18 protein-coding genes are annotated in these 18,082 nt (G+C 63.7%); 8 read left to right on the plus strand and 10 right to left on the minus strand.

Going from position 1 to position 18,082, the window contains the following annotated elements; translation table 11 throughout:
• Nucleotides 1-27 precede the first annotated feature (27 nt).
• Nucleotides 28-1,428 carry a TAXI family TRAP transporter solute-binding subunit gene (locus tag IVB41_RS04220; RefSeq protein ID WP_247428988.1) on the plus strand — a complete coding sequence of 467 codons (1,401 nt, stop codon included), beginning with the start codon at nucleotides 28-30 and terminating at the stop codon, nucleotides 1,426-1,428.
• A gap of 47 nt (nucleotides 1,429-1,475) precedes the next feature.
• On the opposite strand, the gene IVB41_RS04225 is transcribed toward IVB41_RS04220, so the two are convergent.
• Complete coding sequence (locus IVB41_RS04225; protein WP_247285395.1) at nucleotides 1,476-1,937, minus strand: GNAT family N-acetyltransferase; 462 nt, start codon at nucleotides 1,935-1,937, stop codon at nucleotides 1,476-1,478.
• 84 nt (nucleotides 1,938-2,021) lie between these two features.
• The gene (locus IVB41_RS04230) at nucleotides 2,022-2,483 is read right to left on the minus strand and encodes a hypothetical protein (protein ID WP_247427040.1); all 462 of its coding nucleotides are present in this window, start codon (nucleotides 2,481-2,483) and stop codon (nucleotides 2,022-2,024) included.
• On the opposite strand from IVB41_RS04230, the gene IVB41_RS04235 reads away from it, so the two are divergent.
• Nucleotides 2,482-2,655, plus strand: a complete 174-nt coding sequence (locus tag IVB41_RS04235) for a hypothetical protein (protein ID WP_167552273.1) — start codon at nucleotides 2,482-2,484, stop codon at nucleotides 2,653-2,655. The two genes, IVB41_RS04230 and IVB41_RS04235, sit on opposite strands and share 2 nt — an antisense overlap.
• Before the next feature lie 14 nt (nucleotides 2,656-2,669).
• On the plus strand, nucleotides 2,670-2,879 hold the full coding sequence (locus IVB41_RS04240) for a hypothetical protein (RefSeq protein ID WP_027565835.1): 210 nt from the start codon (nucleotides 2,670-2,672) through the stop codon (nucleotides 2,877-2,879).
• Nucleotides 2,880-2,899: 20 nt separating this feature from the next.
• Here IVB41_RS04240 and IVB41_RS04245 read toward each other — a convergent pair whose 3' ends face one another.
• Nucleotides 2,900-3,238, minus strand: a complete 339-nt coding sequence (locus IVB41_RS04245) for a response regulator (RefSeq protein WP_027565834.1) — start codon at nucleotides 3,236-3,238, stop codon at nucleotides 2,900-2,902.
• Between the two features lie 167 nt (nucleotides 3,239-3,405).
• Here IVB41_RS04245 and IVB41_RS04250 point away from each other — a divergent pair, with 167 nt between their 5' ends.
• Nucleotides 3,406-4,179 (plus strand): SDR family NAD(P)-dependent oxidoreductase, encoded by a 774-nt coding sequence (locus IVB41_RS04250; RefSeq protein WP_247427043.1) that lies wholly within the window; start codon nucleotides 3,406-3,408, stop codon nucleotides 4,177-4,179.
• 199 nt (nucleotides 4,180-4,378) lie between these two features.
• Here IVB41_RS04250 and IVB41_RS04255 read toward each other — a convergent pair whose 3' ends face one another.
• Nucleotides 4,379-4,672 (minus strand): hypothetical protein, encoded by a 294-nt coding sequence (locus tag IVB41_RS04255; RefSeq protein ID WP_027565832.1) that lies wholly within the window; start codon nucleotides 4,670-4,672, stop codon nucleotides 4,379-4,381.
• Between the two features lie 218 nt (nucleotides 4,673-4,890).
• Nucleotides 4,891-6,702, minus strand: coding sequence for a translation elongation factor 4 (gene lepA, locus IVB41_RS04260; RefSeq protein ID WP_018460061.1), 1,812 nt, complete (start codon nucleotides 6,700-6,702; stop codon nucleotides 4,891-4,893).
• Between the two features lie 126 nt (nucleotides 6,703-6,828).
• Between lepA and IVB41_RS04265 the strand changes: the two genes are divergently transcribed.
• A complete protein-coding gene (locus tag IVB41_RS04265; protein ID WP_247428991.1) occupies nucleotides 6,829-8,454 on the plus strand; it encodes a glycosyltransferase family 39 protein in 1,626 nt (541 codons plus the stop codon).
• A 15-nt stretch (nucleotides 8,455-8,469) separates the two neighbouring features.
• Here IVB41_RS04265 and IVB41_RS04270 read toward each other — a convergent pair whose 3' ends face one another.
• The 5 genes from IVB41_RS04270 to IVB41_RS04290 form a co-directional block, all read right to left on the minus strand.
• Complete coding sequence (locus tag IVB41_RS04270; RefSeq protein ID WP_018460059.1) at nucleotides 8,470-8,787, minus strand: HPr family phosphocarrier protein; 318 nt, start codon at nucleotides 8,785-8,787, stop codon at nucleotides 8,470-8,472.
• A complete protein-coding gene (locus IVB41_RS04275) occupies nucleotides 8,784-9,185 on the minus strand; it encodes a PTS sugar transporter subunit IIA (protein ID WP_007597752.1) in 402 nt (133 codons plus the stop codon). The genes IVB41_RS04270 and IVB41_RS04275 overlap by 4 nt, the downstream gene beginning before the upstream one ends.
• 133 nt (nucleotides 9,186-9,318) lie before the next feature.
• A complete protein-coding gene (locus IVB41_RS04280) occupies nucleotides 9,319-9,843 on the minus strand; it encodes an HPr kinase/phosphorylase (protein ID WP_247427046.1) in 525 nt (174 codons plus the stop codon).
• The gene (locus IVB41_RS04285; protein ID WP_247285400.1) at nucleotides 9,840-11,645 is read right to left on the minus strand and encodes a sensor histidine kinase; all 1,806 of its coding nucleotides are present in this window, start codon (nucleotides 11,643-11,645) and stop codon (nucleotides 9,840-9,842) included. Before IVB41_RS04285 ends, IVB41_RS04280 begins: the two co-directional genes overlap by 4 nt.
• 116 nt (nucleotides 11,646-11,761) lie before the next feature.
• The gene (locus tag IVB41_RS04290; protein WP_007597749.1) at nucleotides 11,762-12,463 is read right to left on the minus strand and encodes a response regulator transcription factor; all 702 of its coding nucleotides are present in this window, start codon (nucleotides 12,461-12,463) and stop codon (nucleotides 11,762-11,764) included.
• Between the two features lie 241 nt (nucleotides 12,464-12,704).
• Between IVB41_RS04290 and IVB41_RS04295 the strand changes: the two genes are divergently transcribed.
• The 3 genes from IVB41_RS04295 to IVB41_RS04305 all read left to right on the plus strand — a co-directional run bounded on the left by IVB41_RS04295 (nucleotide 12,705) and on the right by IVB41_RS04305 (nucleotide 18,028).
• Complete coding sequence (locus IVB41_RS04295; protein ID WP_247427049.1) at nucleotides 12,705-13,454, plus strand: HugZ family protein; 750 nt, start codon at nucleotides 12,705-12,707, stop codon at nucleotides 13,452-13,454.
• Nucleotides 13,455-13,517: 63 nt separating this feature from the next.
• Complete coding sequence (locus IVB41_RS04300; RefSeq protein ID WP_247427052.1) at nucleotides 13,518-16,112, plus strand: CHAT domain-containing tetratricopeptide repeat protein; 2,595 nt, start codon at nucleotides 13,518-13,520, stop codon at nucleotides 16,110-16,112.
• 299 nt (nucleotides 16,113-16,411) lie between these two features.
• Nucleotides 16,412-18,028 carry a phosphoenolpyruvate carboxykinase gene (locus tag IVB41_RS04305; RefSeq protein WP_247427054.1) on the plus strand — a complete coding sequence of 539 codons (1,617 nt, stop codon included), beginning with the start codon at nucleotides 16,412-16,414 and terminating at the stop codon, nucleotides 18,026-18,028.
• Nucleotides 18,029-18,082 lie beyond the last annotated feature (54 nt).

The following is an 18,082-nucleotide window of genomic DNA, read 5'->3' on the forward strand; positions in this document are numbered from 1 at the left end:
TTTTTGACCTCCAACCGGCAGCGCCAAATGTCCTCGTCTGAGCCCCCGATGATACGCAGTGACGCAGCCCGCCGAGGGCGGAGACAGACGAAGACCCTGCTGCTGATTTTGGCCGTCGGATTTCTCGTTTTCGGAGCCGCTGCGGGTACATTGTATTACGCGCTGCGGCCGATAACTCTCCGGATTGCCGTCGGACCGCCGGGAAGCAACGATCACAAGGTGATCGAGGCGATGACCGAGGCCTTTGCCAGTGAAAGCAGGACTGTAAAGCTGTCTCCGATCGTGACCGCCGGGGCGGCCGAAGCTCTCGCTCTGCTCGGTGCCGGCAAGGCCGACCTTGCGGTCGGTCGCGGCGATCTGGAAATGCCGGCAGACGCGCAAACAGTCGTCATCTTGCGCAAGAATTTCGTCGTGCTGTGGTCTTCTTCGGGAGTTGCGGGCAAGAGCTCCAAGCGGAAGCCGGCGCCGAAAATCAAGGAAGTCGCCGATCTCGCTGGGCGCAGGGTGGGAGTGATCGGCGCGACCCCGGCGAACGCCGCGTTGCTGAGAGTCATCCTGAGCGCCGCCGGTGTGGCGCCGGACAAGGTCACGGTCACTCAATTCGGCACCGGCCAGCTTGAGGAGCTGGCGCGCGACCCGAGCCTCGACGCATTCATGGCGGTCGGTCCGCTCGACAGCAAGATAACCGCCGACGCCGTTGCCGCGACCGCCCGGACGCGTGGCGAGCCGAAATTTCTCGCGATCGACGCATCGGAAGCCATCGCCTTGAAGCATCCGCGTTATGAATCGGAGGAAATTCCTCCAAGCATTTTCAATGCGAATCCCGCCTGGCCCGATGACAAGGTGGAGACTGTCAGTGTCAGTCATTTGATCGTCGCACGGAATGCCTTGTCCGAAACGACAGTGGCGGCGTTTTACCGCCAGCAATTCGCCCTCCGGCAGGCGATTGCGAGGCAGGTGCCTGGCGCTGCGCAAATCACCAAGCCGGACACCGAGAAAGAAGCCGAGCTGCCGGTACACCGGGGAGCGGCGGCCGTGATCGACGGCACTGAGCGCACCTTCCTCGACAGATACGGCGACTACTTCTGGTTGGCGCTCCTGCTTCTCTCCGGCATTGGTTCGGCCGGCGCCTGGCTGCGTCAATATCTCAATCGGGACGAAAGGGACGAGAACACCGGCCATCGCAACAGAATTCTGGCCCTGGTTTCCAGGGTGCGCACCGCGGAGTTCGACCACGAACTGCTTGCTATGCAGCAGGAGGTCGACGCCATCATCGAGGAAACGCTTGGCTGCTACGATGACGGCGCCATCGAGGAGGAGGAGCTGGCAGCCTTTGGCCTAGTGCTCGAACTGTTCGATCATGCCCTCAGCGAGAGGCGCGCAGCGTTGCAAACGGCTCCTTCGAACGTGCTCGCCGCGCGGCGGTAGCGATACGATAAGCCCGCTGGCCGCTGAATCCTGGAGAACAGCCAAACCTAGATCGGGTCCTTTAGCAGGCGCTCCATGATGATCGTGCGTTCGTCACCATGATAGCTGTCGTGCACTGCCTTGAACCCGAGCCGCGCGTAGAAAGTCTCGGCCGTGACGGAAGAAGGGACGGTCAGCGAAGCGACGTTTCGTGCGCGCGCCGTGCGCTCGATCTCGGCCATCAGCAACTTGCCGATGCCCCCGCACTGAACATCGGGAGCCACGAAGACCGTGCGGACCACGTTTCCGTCGAGGCTTGCTGTTCCAACTATGCGGCTGCGGATCGTGGCGACAAACACGGTGCGTTGTCCGATCAGCCGCCGCACGGCATCGGGACTGAAACTATGCGCGATCCTTTCGATGATCTCGTCCGCATAGTCCTTCGCGTTCGTTTCCCGCAGCGCCCGCAAGATGATAGCACTGATCCCATCGGCATCATTCGCGAGTGCGGGCCGGATTGTGCATTCCATGGGGCGCTCCAACCGTCGCTGTAGGTCCGCGGCCGTAAACAGCCAATGCCGTTCGGCCGTCCTGCCATGCCTCGCAACTGCAAGCTATTGCAGTCCCAGACCGCTGCAGTACCACGCCATATCTTCGTGTCTCCAGCCGCGCTTGACGCCTGACTCCTTGCATTCGTTGTAGGTCTTGAAGTTCGCTCCGTTTCGGCAGCCTGACGGGTAGCTCCCAAAGCCGCCACCCGAGGTGGAACATGCGACCGAGCTGGCCGCCGTGGTCGGGGCGGCCATCGCTTTGGGAGCTGCGTTCGCTGATGTGATCGACAGAATCATCAAGCCCCCCAGCGCAAAAAACGAAGCTTTCATTGCCTTCTCCTGATTGGCGGATGCCTGATACGATCTAAGGATGTGTTGTAGCAGCAAATGCAACCTGAATGAAAGAGCCCGCGCGGCAGGCGCTTTCTGGTTTTTTCCGTTCGACAGCAAACCGCGACTGCGTTGTTCCTCGAAAGGAACGGTCGGGAGCTCAAGGCGTTTGAGGTAGCGAAAGGACACTTCCATGACCGAAAAATTCGATCCGGCACCGCCGGACAAGAACGCGGAAGATCTCAAGCGTGGCATCCGACGCGACAAGGCCAAGGACGACGAGTTGGACAAGGGCTTGAAGGACAGTTTCCCGGCGTCGGACCCGGTGAGCAGCACCCAGGCGTCCAAGGCAACACCGGACGCATGAAGGAGGGATAGACTATGGGCCTCGCAGCCTATGATATTGTTGGCAGGGACGGTGCCTGGCACGTCGACCACGATGGCGAAGTCCGGAACACTTACCAGACCAAGGAAGCCGCTTTCGAGGCGGCCGTTGCGGCGGCATCGCTCGCCATGCGGCAGGGGCACTCCGTCCGGCTGACGGTGCCGGAGAGCGAGAACGCCGTCGGCGCAGAAAATTCGGGCGGATGACCTTCGAGGGCATTCTGATTCTACACGGCCGCCAGCAAATGGGCGGGCGCGAACGGCTTGTGCAAAAAGGTCGTGTTGGGCGGGAGGGGCGCCATCACCGTCCCGGACATCAGCACGATGTTGAGCCCGGGATGCGCACTGCGAGCGTACTCCGCGAGCTCGAGCCCGGTCATTCTCCCAGCGAGGTTGTGATCAGTGATGAGCGCCCGTAGCTCATTGCCAGTAGACGCCACGATTAGCTCCGCCGCTTCTGCGGTGGCACATTCGACGACTTCGAACCCTTCGTCCTTAAGAAGGTCGGATAGAACTTCGCGCTGGAGCGAGTCGTCCTCGACCAGCAGCATGACGAAATTCGACATGCGGTCATTCCCAACTTATCGGATGTTAATGCGCTTCTTCGAGGATTGTTCGGTTGTGATGTCTTCGTTCGGCGCTCCCGTTCGCCACGGCATGATCAGTCGAACATGTTGCATTCTCGTTGAGGTTTCGACGGAGGCGCCGAAGCGGGGATCGAACAGGAGTGGCCATGACAATCGTCTTCATCACGGGCAGCACGGACGGTTTGGGGCGCGCAGCTGCCCAGTCTCTCCTCGAACAGGGCCACCAAGTCGTCCTGCACGCGCGATCGGCGGAACGTGCGGCGGCAATCGCCGGGCTTGAATCGCATTCCGCACGGGTCGTGATCGGCGATCTCAAGAGCGTCGCCCAGACGAGGCACGTGGCAGACCAGGTCAACGCAATCGGACGAATGGACGCGGTCATCCACAACGCCGGGGTCTATACCGAGCGCAGCCGCGGCCCAACGCCCGAAGGCCACGCCACCACCCTGGCGGTCAACACGCTCGCGCCCTATTTGCTCACCGCCCTGATGAAACGCCCCGATCGGCTGGTGTATCTCAGCAGCGGACTCCATCGCGGCGGAGAGGGATCGTTGGGCGATCTCGACTGGGCGAGGCGAACCTGGGATCCAGCCAAGGCGTACGCGGAGAGCAAGCTGCACATGGTCGCACTGGCCTTTGCCCTGGCGCGGCGTTGGCCGCAGGTGCTGAGCAACGCCGTCGATCCCGGCTGGGTCCGCACCAAAATGGGCGGTGCCGGAGCGCCGGTCGGCGTGGCCACTGGACAACGGACGCAGACCTGGCTCGCGGTGAGCGATGATCCCGCCGCCCTGGTCAGCGGTCGTTACTGGCATGACCTCCGGCAACAAGAGCCGGCGCACGAAGCGACCGATCCCGATTTTCAGGAGAGACTTCTCGACAGGCTGGGCGAGTTGACGGGGGTGACGCTGCCTCCAGCGTAGAAGCAATTCGTCTGAAGCTCGTAGGATGGGTAGAGCGGAAGCGAAACCCATCAAACTTCTAGACTGCGTTCGTCGGCGATGGGTTTCGCAAGAGCTCAACCCATCCTACGAGCTGATCGGGCGTTGGTCCGAATGACCGGAATGTGCACCGATGCCTTGTCGATCCGGTGTTTCCTCCGAAGACCTCGCGTGAGGTCCGTCAGACGTCCGTCATCGGAAGCACTTCCAGCTTCGCTGCTGATTTTTCCAACAAGGAGGCCTGACCCGTCCGCCGAGGGTCATTCCGATAGTTTTGAAAGTCTGCATCGGATGCGAAGCTGACGATGTGCATCTCGATGGTGCCATCAGGATTTCGAAGCCGCCGCTGCAGACGTCCGTTGAACTCGGGCAAGAGCGGCAGAACCGCATCCTCGTAGGCTCGAAAGTCCGCGACCCCCTCTGCCGGTATTCTGGCCATGAGTACGAGCGTGATTGGGTTGGTTTGATGGGACATCGCCGCCTGTCGATCGCACCGTTGCCATGGTGCCATCATGCGCCTGTTTTGCCCGACGGGTCAAATCCGATTCGTAAAATCGAAAGTTCAAAAAAAGCCCAATGTCAACAACGTGCCGGCTACTGTGCGTGGGGTTGTTTTCGCGTTTTTTAATTGTCCGGCCCCAAAATACTTCGCCGGCCTGCCTAATCCTGCCCGAGATGGCCCGGGCGCTGGCCTCAGCTGTCCACCTTCAGCGCGGCGATGAAGGCTTCCTGCGGGATGTCGACCTTGCCGAACTGCCGCATCTTCTTCTTGCCTTCCTTCTGCTTCTCCAGAAGTTTGCGCTTACGAGTGATGTCGCCGCCGTAGCACTTTGCGGTGACGTCCTTGCGCAGCGCGCGCACCGTCTCGCGCGCGATCACCTTGCCGCCGATCGCTGCCTGGATCGGGATCTGGAACATGTGCGGCGGGATCAAATCCTTCATCTTCTCGACCATGGCGCGGCCGCGGCCTTCGGCGCGGGTGCGATGCACCAGCATCGAGAGTGCGTCGACCGGCTCGTTGTTGACGAGGATCTGCATCTTCACCAGATCGGCCGGCTTGTAGTCGGTGAGATGATAGTCGAACGAGGCATAGCCCTTGGAGACCGACTTCAAGCGGTCGTAGAAGTCGAACACGACCTCGTTGAGCGGCAGATCGTATTTCACCATGGCGCGGGAGCCGACATAGGTCAGCTCCTTCTGCGAGCCGCGGCGGTCCTGGCACAGCTTCAGCACGCTGCCGAGATATTCGTCGGGGGTGAGGATCGTGGCCTCGATCCAGGGCTCCTGGATCTCCGCAATCTTGACCACGTCCGGCATGTCGACAGGATTGTGAATCGAGATTTCCTGCCCGTCGGTCAGGCTCATCTTGTAGATCACGCTCGGCGCGGTCGCGATCAGGTTGAGATCGAATTCCCGCGACAGACGCTCCTGGATGATCTCCAGATGCAACAGCCCGAGGAAGCCGCAGCGGAAGCCGAAGCCGAGTGCGGCCGAGGTCTCCATCTCGTAGGAGAAGCTCGCATCGTTGAGGCGCAGCTTGCCCATCGCCGCGCGCAAGGTCTCGAAGTCATCGGCGTCGGCGGGGAACAGGCCGCAGAACACCACGGGTATGGCCGGCTTGAAGCCCGCCAACATCTCGGTGACAGGCTTCTTGTCGTCGGTGATGGTGTCGCCGACGCGGGTGTCGGCCACTTCCTTGATCGCGGCGGTGATGAAGCCGATCTCGCCCGGGCCGAGCTCGTCGACCTGCGTCATCTTCGGGGTGAAGAAGCCGACGCGCTCGATGTCATAGGCCGCGCCCGTGCCCATCATGCGGACCCGGCTGCCCTTCTTCATGACGCCGTCGACGACGCGGATCAGCACCACCACGCCGAGATAGACGTCGTACCAGCTGTCGACCAGCAACGCCTTCAGCGTCGCCTCGCGGTCGCCCTTCGGCGGCGGCAGGCGGGTGACGATCGCCTCCAGCACATCGGGCACGCCGAGGCCGGTCTTGGCCGAGATCATCACGGACTCGGAGGCGTCGATGCCGATGACGTCCTCGATCTGCTGCTTGACCTTCTCCGGCTCTGCGGCGGGAAGGTCGACCTTGTTCAGGACCGGAACGATCTCATGCCCCGCATCGAGCGCGTGGTAGACGTTGGCGAGCGTCTGTGCCTCCACGCCCTGACTGGCGTCGACCACCAGCAGGGAACCCTCGCAGGCCGCCAGCGACCGCGAGACTTCGTAGGCGAAGTCGACATGGCCGGGCGTGTCCATCAGGTTGAAGATGTAATCCTTGCCGTCCTTGGCGCGGTAGGCGAGGCGCACCGTCTGCGCCTTGATGGTGATGCCGCGCTCGCGCTCGATGTCCATGGAATCGAGCACCTGCTCCTTGCCCGCCATTTCCCGGTCGGTGAGGCCGCCGGTCATCTGGATCAGGCGGTCGGCCAGCGTCGATTTGCCATGGTCGATATGGGCGACGATGGAGAAATTGCGGATGTTGGAAATGGGGACGGTCGTCATGGGCGCGGGATACCACTCACACCCCCGTGCGGCAACCATATTGCTGTAATTTCAGGGCCTTTGTTCACGCCAAGCTGATTCCACGAAGGCCCGAAACGCGCTACGCAACGCCTGATGTCCAGGCCCATGTCCACGACCTCGATCCCGTCTGCCCGAGCCCGCGCGAAGACCCGGGTGAGCTATGCCCGCTTTCGGGCCTGGCTGGTTGCCAGCGCGACCCGCCCAGAGGCACGCCTGTGGCTGGTGATCCAGCTCGCGATCCTGCATGCGGTGCTCTGGACCTTCATCCTGATCAATCTGAAGGCAGCGCAGGACGTTCACATGGACGTCGCGGAAGCCTGGGGCTGGGGCCAGAAATTCCTCTGGGGCTATGGCAAGCACCCGCCGCTGTCGGGCTGGGTCGCCGGCCTCTGGTTCACAGTGTTCCCGCCGACGGACTGGGCGACCTATGCGCTCGCGATGGCGACCGTCAGCACCGGTATGGTGATCTGCTGGCTCATCGCGCTGCGCGTCGTGGATGCGCGGCGCGCGTTCCTGGTCGTGGTGATGGTCGCGCTCTACCCGATCTTCAATTTCAAGGGCTTCAAGTACAATCCCGACCTGCTCCAGCTCGTCACTTTGCCGCTCCTCGTGCTCGCGTATCTCAATGCGTTCGAGAAGCGGAGCTGGCAATCCGGAGTCCTGCTCGGCCTTGCCGGCGCGCTGGCGCTGATGACCAAATATTGGGTGCTGACCATGATCGGCGCCATCGGGCTTGCCGCGCTGATCCATCCGGAGCGAATGAGGTTCTTGTCGTCACCGGCGCCATGGGCTGCGATCGCGACGATGGTGGTGGCGATGATTCCGCACATCGTCTGGCTGGCGGACGCGCAGTTCGTGCCGCTGACCTATGCCGGCGATACCTACAGCCTCGAGGACAGCGGCCAGGTGCATCAGCTCGTGGCCGGCTATGTCCTGCATAATGTCGCGCTGCTGGCATTGCCGGTGGCGCTGGCCGCGCTGGCGATGGCGCTGGTGCCGCCTTGGTTCAGGTTGCTGCTGCGTGCGCCGTTGCGCATCGTCACGCGGGCCTGGGCCCGCGGCGCGAATGCGAGCGTGAACCTTTCGCAGGCGCGCAACGTCTGGCTCATTCAGATCATCGTCGCGGTCGGTCCCGCACTCGGCGCGCTGGCTTTCAGCATCTACATGAAGACCGATTGGGGCATCTCGCTGTTCTTCCTTGTGCCGCTCGCGCTGGTCGCGATCCCGGCGTTGCGGGTGCAGAGTGCTGCGCTGTTCAACATTGTCGCGATCTGGCTCGTGCTCAGCGTCGCTACGCTCGCTGCCTCGCCCTGGATCGCCGCGCGCGAGATGGCGGCCAATGCCGGCAATACGGCGACCTATGGCGCGCGCTCGGATCTCGCGCGCGAGCTGACGCAGGCCTGGCACGCGCGCTTCGCCTCGCGCTGGGCGGTCGTCGCCGGCACCATGGAGTCGATCCAGCCGATGGTGTTCTACAGCCCGGATCATCCGGCCGCGTTCACGCCGCTCGAAGCCTGGGGCTCCGGGTTGATTTCGCCCGATGACGTCAAGAGATACGGCTTCATCGGCGTGTTCGACCCGGCCGATGGCCGCCTGCCGGCGTTCGAGAAATGGGTGTCCGAAGTTGCGCCGAACGCCGAGCGCATCGTGATGACGACGCGCCGTTTCACCCACGGCAAGGCCGGTCCGTCGATGAGCTGGAACATCTACATCGCGCCGCCGGGGAAGTGATCGAGGCGACGCCGCCTAAATCCCTTCCTCGTTGAATTTGCTTTCAACGAGCTCGGTGATCGCCGCCAGCGCGGCTTCGGCATCATCGCCGGAAGCGGCGACCGTGATGGTGGTGCCGGGACCGGCGGCGAGCATCATCAGGCCCATGATCGAGGTGCCGCCGACGGTTTCGCCGCCGCGCGTCACCCAGACCTGCGCGCTGAAGCGCTCCACGGCCTGGACGAATTTGGCGGAGGCCCGCGCGTGCAGGCCGCGCTTGTTGATGATCAGGAGGTCCTTGGAGATCGCGCCCGCGGGCACGCCCGTCCCGGCTTGCGGCGCCTCGTCGCTCATTTGCCGGCGAGGACGCGGCTGGCGATGGTGACGTATTTGCGGCCGGCTTCCTGGGCCATCGCGATCGCGTCCGGGAGCGGACGCTCCTCGCGCACCTTGGCGAGCTTCACCAGCATGGGAAGGTTGATGCCCGCGAGCACTTCGACCTTCGGCCGGCTCATGCAGGATATTGCCAGGTTGGACGGCGTGCCGCCGAACATGTCGGTGAGGATCGCGACGCCGTCGCCGGAATCGACGCGGTTAACCGCCTCGATAATGTCGCTTCGACAGAGATCGGAATCATCTTCGGCGCCGATCGTGATCGCTTCGATTTGCTTTTGTGGGCCCATGACATGTTCAAGCGCTGCCTTGAATTCGTCGGCAAGGCGCCCGTGGGTCACAAGTACTAGACCAATCATCGGAAAACTCCTCGCGGGCGCTTTTGGTGCACCGCACGAACGCGCCACTTTGACCATCCAGAGCCCCTGCGCAAGAGGGGATGTTGCGTATCTCCCTGAATCTAGACGGATGGATAAGGGGAGCTGCGCCGGTCTATTCGGTCGCGAGTGTGCGGTTCATATGGTTACCATTTCCCTTCAAACAATCGGCTGAAGGGTTAACGGAAGATGAACTCTTGGTAGTGGTCAAGGCCGCGACAACCAGAGGAAGGGGCGAATAGTCGCGGCCGATCGGGATTCGCGGTATTTCGACACCTAAAATGGCTGTTTTCAGGGATTCGGCCGGCGGCAGCCGCTCCGCATCCGCGGCGTCCAGATCGACCACGAGGCCGACGGTCGCATGCTCCACAAAGTCGCAGCGCCGGATTCCGAGCCCCCGGATCTCGATCAGGCCGGCCAGGACCGGAGCGGGGCGGACCTCAATTTCGCGGCCGAGTGTCGCCAGATGGACACGGTCATCACCGACCAGAACGGCCCTTTCGAGCACGCCGCTACGTCCCGCCATAATTAAATCGAAGGCAAGGCGCGACTTGCCGGAGCCCGAGGGCCCGCGGATCAGCACCGCCAGATCTCCAACCTTGACCGCCGAGGCGTGAATGCTGGGGCCGCCGTCGCTCATAGCGCCGGCAGCCTCACCACGAAGCGCGCGCCGACAACACTAGGCGCTCCGTCCTCGTCCGCCGGGCCGGGACGGTTCTCCGCCCAGATGCGTCCGCCATGCGCGTCGACGATCTGCTTGGAGATCGACAGGCCGAGGCCGGAGTTCTGGCCAAAGCCCTGGTGAGGGCGGTCGGTGTAGAAGCGCTCGAAGATGCGCTCCAGCGCGTCATCGCGGATTCCGGGGCCGTCGTCGTCGACCACGATCTCGATCTCGCCGCGCACGCGGCGGCAGGTGAGGCGCACCTTGTTGCCGGGCTCGGAGAAGGACTGTGCGTTCGAGAGCAGGTTGGAGACGATCTGTCCGAGCCGCGAATCGTGGCCCGTCACGGCGAAATTGTCGGTCGGGCCGCGGCCCTCGAAACGCATTTCGACCGCGACGTCATGGCCGAGCTTGGTTTCATTGGCGACGGACACGAGCGTGGTCAGCAGGCGGCGCAGATCGACCGGGATCGCATCCTGGCGCTGCAGTTCGGCATCGAGACGGCTGGCGTCGGAGATGTCCGAGATCAGCCGGTCGAGCCGCTTGACGTCATGCTCGATCACCTCGAGCAGGCGCGCGCGGCTGTTCTCGTTGCGCGCCAGCGGCAACGTCTCGACCGCGGAGCGCAACGAAGTCAAGGGGTTCTTCAATTCGTGCGCGACGTCGGCGGCGAACATCTCGATCGCTTCGATGCGGCTGTACAGTGCACTGGTCATGTCGCGCAGCGCACCGGAGAGATGGCCAATCTCGTCGCGACGACGGGTGAAGTCGGGAATCTCGACCCGGGTCCTGATCCGGCGGCGGATCAGTTCGGCGCTGTCGGCGAGCCGGCGGACCGGACCTGCGATCGTGCTGGCGAGCAGCAGCGACAGCATGATCATCACCGCGGCGGCGACGCCGCCCACCTTGAGGATCGCGAGGCGCTCCGCGGTGACCATCTGGTCGATGTCGTCGCCCTGCGTCGACAGCATCAGCGCGCCGTGGATGGCGCGCGAGCGCAACACGGGGACCGCGACCGAGACGATCACCTCGCCGCGCGCATTGACCCGCACCATCGAGCGCTTCTGGCCCTGCAGCGCGTCGCCGACCTCCGCATAGCCATTGCCGTTCTCGGGGCCGAGCTCGCGATAGAGCGGCAGGTCGCCGCGATTGAGCCAGGTGCGGACCGCGACCATGCCGCGTTCGACCATGCCCGGCTTCTCGGCGGCGACCGACGGCAGGGGGAAGCGCACCACGGTATCGAGGCTGCGGCTGTCGACCAGCAGGCTGCCGTTCGGGTCGTAGATACGGGCGCGCGTCTTGGTCGGCGAGATCAGCGTGCGCAGCACCGGCGCCACGCGCTCCGGATTGATCGGGAAATCCAGCGGGGAATACTCGTCCGAGCCGCCATAGGTCTCGCCCGGCTTGAGGTCGAGCAACCGGTCGGGGTCGATGGTGATGGCGTTGGTCTGCACCGTCGCGGAGGCTGCGATCGCGCCGGCGATGATCTCCGCCTGCACCAGCAGGCTCTGCGCGCGCGCGTCGATCAGACCGGCGCGGAATTGCGACAGATAGAGGATGCTCGCCACCAGCGCGACGAGGCCGGCGAGGTTGAGCGAGACGATGCGGCGGGTCAGGCTCGAAAAGGACAGCGCGAAGAAGAACTGCCCGGCGCGCTTCAGCCAGTTCAGCGGACGCCAGCCCTGCACGGCCGGCTTGTCCTCGGCCAATTGATCCGGAGCGCCGTGGGCGGTGACGTCCTCGGCGTTCTGGTTCTCGTCAGGCTGCGTTCGGTCAAGCAATGCTCACGCCCGCGTTAGGACAGCTCGTGCGAAGGTCCCCGCATCCTAGAGCCATCCCGGTCCCGATGGAATCAGAACCGGCGATGCTCTCGGTCTTTCGTGGAGGCGCGCGCGCCTCAGGCTTCCTTGAAGCGGTAGCCGACGCCGTAGAGCGTCTCGATCATCTCGAACTCGTTGTCGACCACCTTGAACTTCTTGCGCAGCCGCTTGATGTGGCTGTCGATGGTGCGGTCGTCGACATAGACCTGGTCGTCATAGGCGGCGTCCATCAGCGCGTTGCGGCTCTTCACCACGCCGGGCCGGGTCGCGAGCGCCTGCAGGATCAGGAATTCGGTGACGGTCAGCGTCACCGGCTCGTTCTTCCAGGTGCAGGTGTGCCGTTCAGGATCCATGCGCAGCAGGCCGCGGTCGAGCGCCTTGGCGTCGTTCTCCTTCGGCGTGACGGTCGGGTCCTTCGGCGCCGAACGGCGCAGCACCGCCTTGACGCGCTCGACCAGCAGGCGCTGCGAGAACGGTTTGCGGATGAAGTCGTCGGCGCCCATCTTGAGGCCGAACAGCTCGTCGATCTCTTCGTCCTTGGAGGTCAGGAAGATCACGGGCAGGTCGGATTTCTGGCGCAGCCGGCGCAACGTCTCCATGCCGTCCATGCGAGGCATCTTGATGTCGAGGATGGCAAGATCGGGTTGGGTGGTGCGGAAACCGTCGAGCGCGGAGGCGCCATCGGTGTAGGTCATGATGCGGTAGCCTTCGGCCTCCAGCGCGATCGAGACGGATGTGAGAATGTTGCGGTCGTCGTCGACCAAAGCGATTGTGGGCATGAGCCTCTGCTTTCTGCTTTCCGTTTGGGTCGTGGCTTGAAACGGCGAGCAATCCACTGATGCGCCGCATACATGGGTGCCGATGTTGGCATTCGAACCTTGTCACCGAGCAATGCAAGCTAGGCTGAAGTGTGACCAAGTTCCACGAAACACGGCAGATTCGCCGCATCTCGACCCATAACCGGGCCCCGGTTTACCCGAAAAAAGGCCCTCCATGCAACCACCTGACCCGAGAAAGCCGATGCAACCGACCCCCGATTTCGACCCCGGAAGGCTCGCCAAATCGCTGCTGCGGCGGTCACGGCAGGGGGCCCTGGCGACATTGATGGCCGGCAGCGGCGATCCCTATTGCTCCCTGGTCAATCTGGCCAGCCATCCGGATGGCTCTCCGATCCTGCTGATCTCGGCATTGGCGGTGCACACCAGGAACATCCTGGCCGACAGCCGGGTGTCCCTGATGCTGGACGAGCGGGCGGCGGGCGATCCGCTGGAAGGCGCCCGGATCATGCTGTCCGGCCATGCCGAGTCGGCCGATACGGACAAGGATCTGCTCCGGCGACGGTATCTCAATGCTCATCCCTCAGCGGAAACCTTTGTTTCCTTTAAGGATTTCTCCTTCTTTCGGATTCGGCCCACGGGAACTCATCTGGTCGCCGGCTTCGGTCGGATCGTCGACTTCAAGCCGGAGCAATTCCTGACCGACCTCACGGGGGCCGAGGACTTGCTGGCGGCGGAGGAGGGCGCGGTGGAGCACATGAATGCCGACCACCGCGACGCCATGGGCCTCTATGCAACAAAACTGCTCGGTGCTGCCGCGGGCGACTGGCGCTGCACCGGCTGCGATCCGGAGGGCCTCGACATGCAGGACGGCCAGACCGTCTTGCGGCTGGACTTCCCGGAGCGCGTCGCTGATGGCACGGCGCTGCGCAAGATGCTGATTCGCCTCGCCGGCGAAGCGCGCACCAGGATGGACCAGAGCGCAACACATTGAACGCTGCTGCCCATCGCCGCGACCCAAGTTCGTTACCGGTCAGAAGGCGGCGGCGAGAGCGTCATGGCAGAATGGAATAAACTGACGCTGGTTGCGGGTTTGACGCTCGCGATCACTGCATCGCTTATCACGCCAAGCCTTGCCCAGAAAGGTCTCGCCGCGGAGAGCGCGCGGATCAACGCACTGATGAGCGCCGGCAGATATTCGGAAGCCCTGCCTGTGGCGCAAGGTATGGTCGCGAACCTGGAGAAGAGCGACACAGGTCGCGAACTCGCCGCCGCGCTGAACAACCTCGGCCAGATTCATGCCGGTCAGGGCCACGACGATCTGGCTGAGCCGCTCTACAAGCGCGCCATCATGCTGATGGAAAAGTCGCTCGGTCTCGAAACCCCGTTGATCGGAGCCGAACTGAGCAACCTCGCCGCGCTCTACCAGCGGCAGAGCCGCTTTGCCGAGGCCGAACCTCTATTCAAGCGCGCGCTCGCCGTTCGCGAGAAGGGATTGTCGCGCGAGCATCCCGATGTCGGCCAGTCGCTCAATAATCTCGCCACGCTCTATGTGAAGCAGCAGCACTATGCCGAAGCCGAGCCGCTGTTTCAGCGCGCGCTCACGATCTACCAGAAGGCCGGCGGACCCGAGCATCCGGCGGTGGCCACCGTCCTGAACAATCTCGGCCAGGTCTATCGCGATCTCAACCGCGATACGGACGCGGAAGCGCCGATCAAGCGCTCGCTCGCGATCCGGGAGAAGGTGCTCGGACCGGATCATCCCGACGTTGCCCGCTCGCTGAACAATCTCGCCGGCCTCTACGAGCACCAGCAACGCTACGGCGACGCCGAGCCGCTCTATCGCCGCGCGCTGCTCATCCGCGAAAATGCGCTTGGGCCCGATCATCCTGACGTCATGACCTCGACCAGCAATCTCGCTTATTTCCTCTACGTGGCCGGGCGCACCGCGGACGCATTGCCGTTCGCGGAAAAGACGCTTCGGAGCGATCGCGCCCAGCTGCGCGTCGTGTTGCCGGTCCTGTTTGCCGCGCGCCAACAGGATCTGCTGCCCGGCGACAAGGCGCTGGACGAGGCCCTCGCCGCGATCCAGCGCGGCACACAATCGTCCGCGGCGTCCGCCGTGAACAAGCTCGCGGTGCGGCTTGCCGCCGGCAGCGACCGCCTCGCCGAGCTGGTGCGCCGGGACCAGGATCTCGCGGCTGAGTCCGAGGCACTCGACAAGGCGATCGTCACGGCGGTGTCGAAGCAATCCGCGCAGCGCGATCTCGCAACCGAGCAGCGCAGCCGCGCGCGGATTGCAACGATTGCCAACGAGCGTACGGGCTTGCAGAAGACGCTCGCGGTCGAGTTTCCCGACTACGCGTCGCTCTCCAATCCTCTGCCGTTGACGGCAAAGGACATCCAGCTGCTGCTGTCGGCCGACGAGGCGATGGTGCTCTACTCCGTCGTCGACAAGCAGAGCTATGTCATCGCGATCACGCGCGAGGGCGTCGACTGGAAGGCTATTCCACTCGGCGCGGATGCGCTGACGCAGAAGGTGACGGCATTCCGCAAGGGACTCGACGTCGGCAAAGCGCGCGATGCCTCCGGCAAATCCGGATTGTTCGATCTCGCGCTCGCCAACGAACTCCATGTCGCGCTGCTCGGTCCGGTCGAGGCGTTGACAAAGGACAGGCGCAGCCTGCTGGTGGTACCGTCGGCTGCGCTGACCGCATTGCCCTTTCATCTGCTCGTCACCGAGAAGCCGCAGGCTGCGATCCCGGACACGCTCGAAGGCTATCGCGGCGCCGCCTGGCTGCTGCGGCGTCAGGCCGTCTCGGTGCTGCCGTCGGTTGTCAGTCTGAAATCGCTGCGCGCCTTCGCGCGTCGGGACCAAAGCGTGAAGCCGATGACCGGCTTCGGCGATCCCGTGTTCAGTCCTGCACTGGAAGCGCCCGCCGAGCGGCGCGCCGCGAACGGCAAGGTCGCCGCGCGCAGCATCGCGACCATTGCCTACAGCGATTTCTGGCGCGGTGCCGGCGTCGATCGCGCGCGGCTTGCGCAGGCGCTGCCGCAACTGCCCGACACCGCCGATGAGTTGAACGCGGTGGCCAGGGATGTCGGGGCTGCCGAGGCCGATATTCATCTCGGCCGCGACGCCAGCGAGACGACGCTCAAGCGTGCAGCGCTTGCTCAATACGGCATCATCTACTTTGCAACCCACGGCCTCGTTGCCGGCGACATCAAGGGACTGGGTGAGCCCTCGCTCGCACTCTCCATTCCCGATCAGCCCACGGAGTTCGACGACGGTCTGCTCACCGCAAGTGAAGTCGCTCAGCTCAAGCTCAATGCGGATTGGGTTGTGCTGTCGGCATGCAACACCATCGCGGGCGACAAGCCCGGCGCCGAGGCCCTGTCGGGACTGGCGCGCTCGTTCTTCTACGCCGGCGCGCGCGCGCTGCTGGTCTCGCACTGGGCCGTGGATTCGGAAGCTGCCACACGTCTGACCACGATGACTTTCGAGCTGCTCAAAAACGAACCAAAAATCGGCCGTGCCGAAGCCTTGCGCCGCGCAATGTTAACCTATGTTGACGACACCTCGTCACCGCGCAACGCCTATCCTGCGATGTGGGGGCCCTTCGCGCTCATCGGCGAAGGCGCGGTACGATAGGGTGGACTGCGGTTGTCCTTCAGTTGTCTTCGACATTGTGCGTCGCAATAACCTCAGGAAACGCCGAAACGCCGATTTGGTTGCGCGATCATTGTCGATTTTTTGATGCGCCTGCTCAGAGCTGACATGCGCGACGTTTGGCGCGGTCCTTGAATAAACCAAATCCTAAGGGATCAGCTTGGCAACGCCAGCGTTCATCAGTATTAGGTCGTTCCAACCGAGGCCGGACGGCCTGTAATCACGGTGACCGCGGCAGCGCCAAGCATGATCGCGCTGAGTGGGTTCTAGGAGGATTTTTCGTGCAAGAGACGGGCGTGCGCAACGGTGCCTTCGGCGCCGACAAATTCGGCTTAAAGAATCTCAAGCAGGTTCACTGGAACCTCGGTGCGCCGCAACTCTATCAATACTCGCTCTCCGCGGGCGAGGCGGTGCTGTCGGCCGATGGCGCGCTCTGCGCCGACACCGGCGAGTTCACCGGCCGCAGCCCCAAGGACAAGTTCACGGTGCGTGACGCCACCACCGACAAGAAGATGTGGTGGGCCGGCAACCAGTCGATCACCGCAGAACAGTTCGAGACGCTCTACCAGGACTTCCTCAAGCACGCCGAAGGCAAGTCGCTGTTCGCGCAGGACCTCTACGGCGGCGCCGATCCGGCTTATCGCATCAAGACCCGCGTCTTCACCGAGCTCGCCTGGCACTCGCTGTTCATCCGCACGCTGCTGATCCGCCCCGAGGCGGTCGAGCTCTCGGCGTTCGTGCCCGAGCTCACCATCATCGACATGCCGAGCTTCCGCGCCGATCCGAAGCGCCATGGCTGCAAGTCGGAGAACGTCGTCGCGATCGATTTCGCCCGCAAGATCGTGCTGATCGCCGGCTCCTACTACGCCGGCGAGATGAAGAAGTCGGTCTTCACCACGCTGAACTACTATCTGCCCGAGCGCGGCGTGATGCCGATGCATTGCTCGGCCAATGTCGGCGCCAAGGGTGATGCCGCGATCTTCTTCGGCCTGTCCGGCACCGGCAAGACCACGCTGTCAGCCGATCCGAACCGCACGCTGATCGGCGATGACGAGCACGGCTGGGGCCCGAACGGCGTCTTTAACTTCGAAGGCGGCTGCTACGCCAAGTGCATCAAGCTGTCGCAGGAAGCCGAGCCCGAGATTCATGCCGCCTCGACCCGCTTCGGCGCGGTGCTCGAGAATTGCGTGCTCGACGAAGACACCCGCGTGGTCGATTTCGACGACGGCTCCAAGACCGAGAACACGCGCTCGGCCTATCCGCTCGAATTCATCCCGAACGCCTCCCGCACCGGCCGCGCCCCGCAGCCGAAGAACGTGGTGATGCTCGCCGCCGACGCCTTTGGCGTGCTGCCGCCGATCGCCAAGCTCTCGCCGGCGCAGGCGATGTATCACTTCCTGTCGGGCTACACCGCCAAGGTCGCGGGCACCGAGCGCGGTCTCGGCAATGAGCCGCAGCCGGAATTCTCGACCTGCTTCGGTTCGCCCTTCCTGCCGCTCGATCCCTCGGTCTACGGCAACATGCTGCGCGACCTGATCGCCCAGCACAATGTCGACTGCTGGTTGGTCAACACCGGCTGGACCGGCGGCAAGTACGGCACCGGCTCGCGCATGCCGATCAAGGTGACGCGCGCGCTGCTGACCGCTGCGCTCGACGGCTCGCTTCGCAACGTCGAATTCCGCACCGACAAATATTTCGGCTTCGCGGTCCCGACCGCGCTGCCGGGCGTGCCTAGCGAGATCCTCAACCCGGTCAACACCTGGAAGGACAAGGACGAGTTCGACAAGACCGCCCGCGCGCTCGTCGGCATGTTCCAGAAGAACTTTGCCAAGTTCGAAGCCCAGGTCGACGCCGAGGTCCGCGCCGCTGCACCGGACGTGAAGCTCGCGGCGGAGTAAGCTTGCGTCGTTTGAAATTCGAAAGGGCGGCCGCGAGGCCGCCCTTTTGCTTTT

It is taken from the genome of Bradyrhizobium sp. 44 (genome assembly GCF_023073095.1).
In the GTDB taxonomy this organism is placed as follows: domain Bacteria; phylum Pseudomonadota; class Alphaproteobacteria; order Rhizobiales; family Xanthobacteraceae; genus Bradyrhizobium.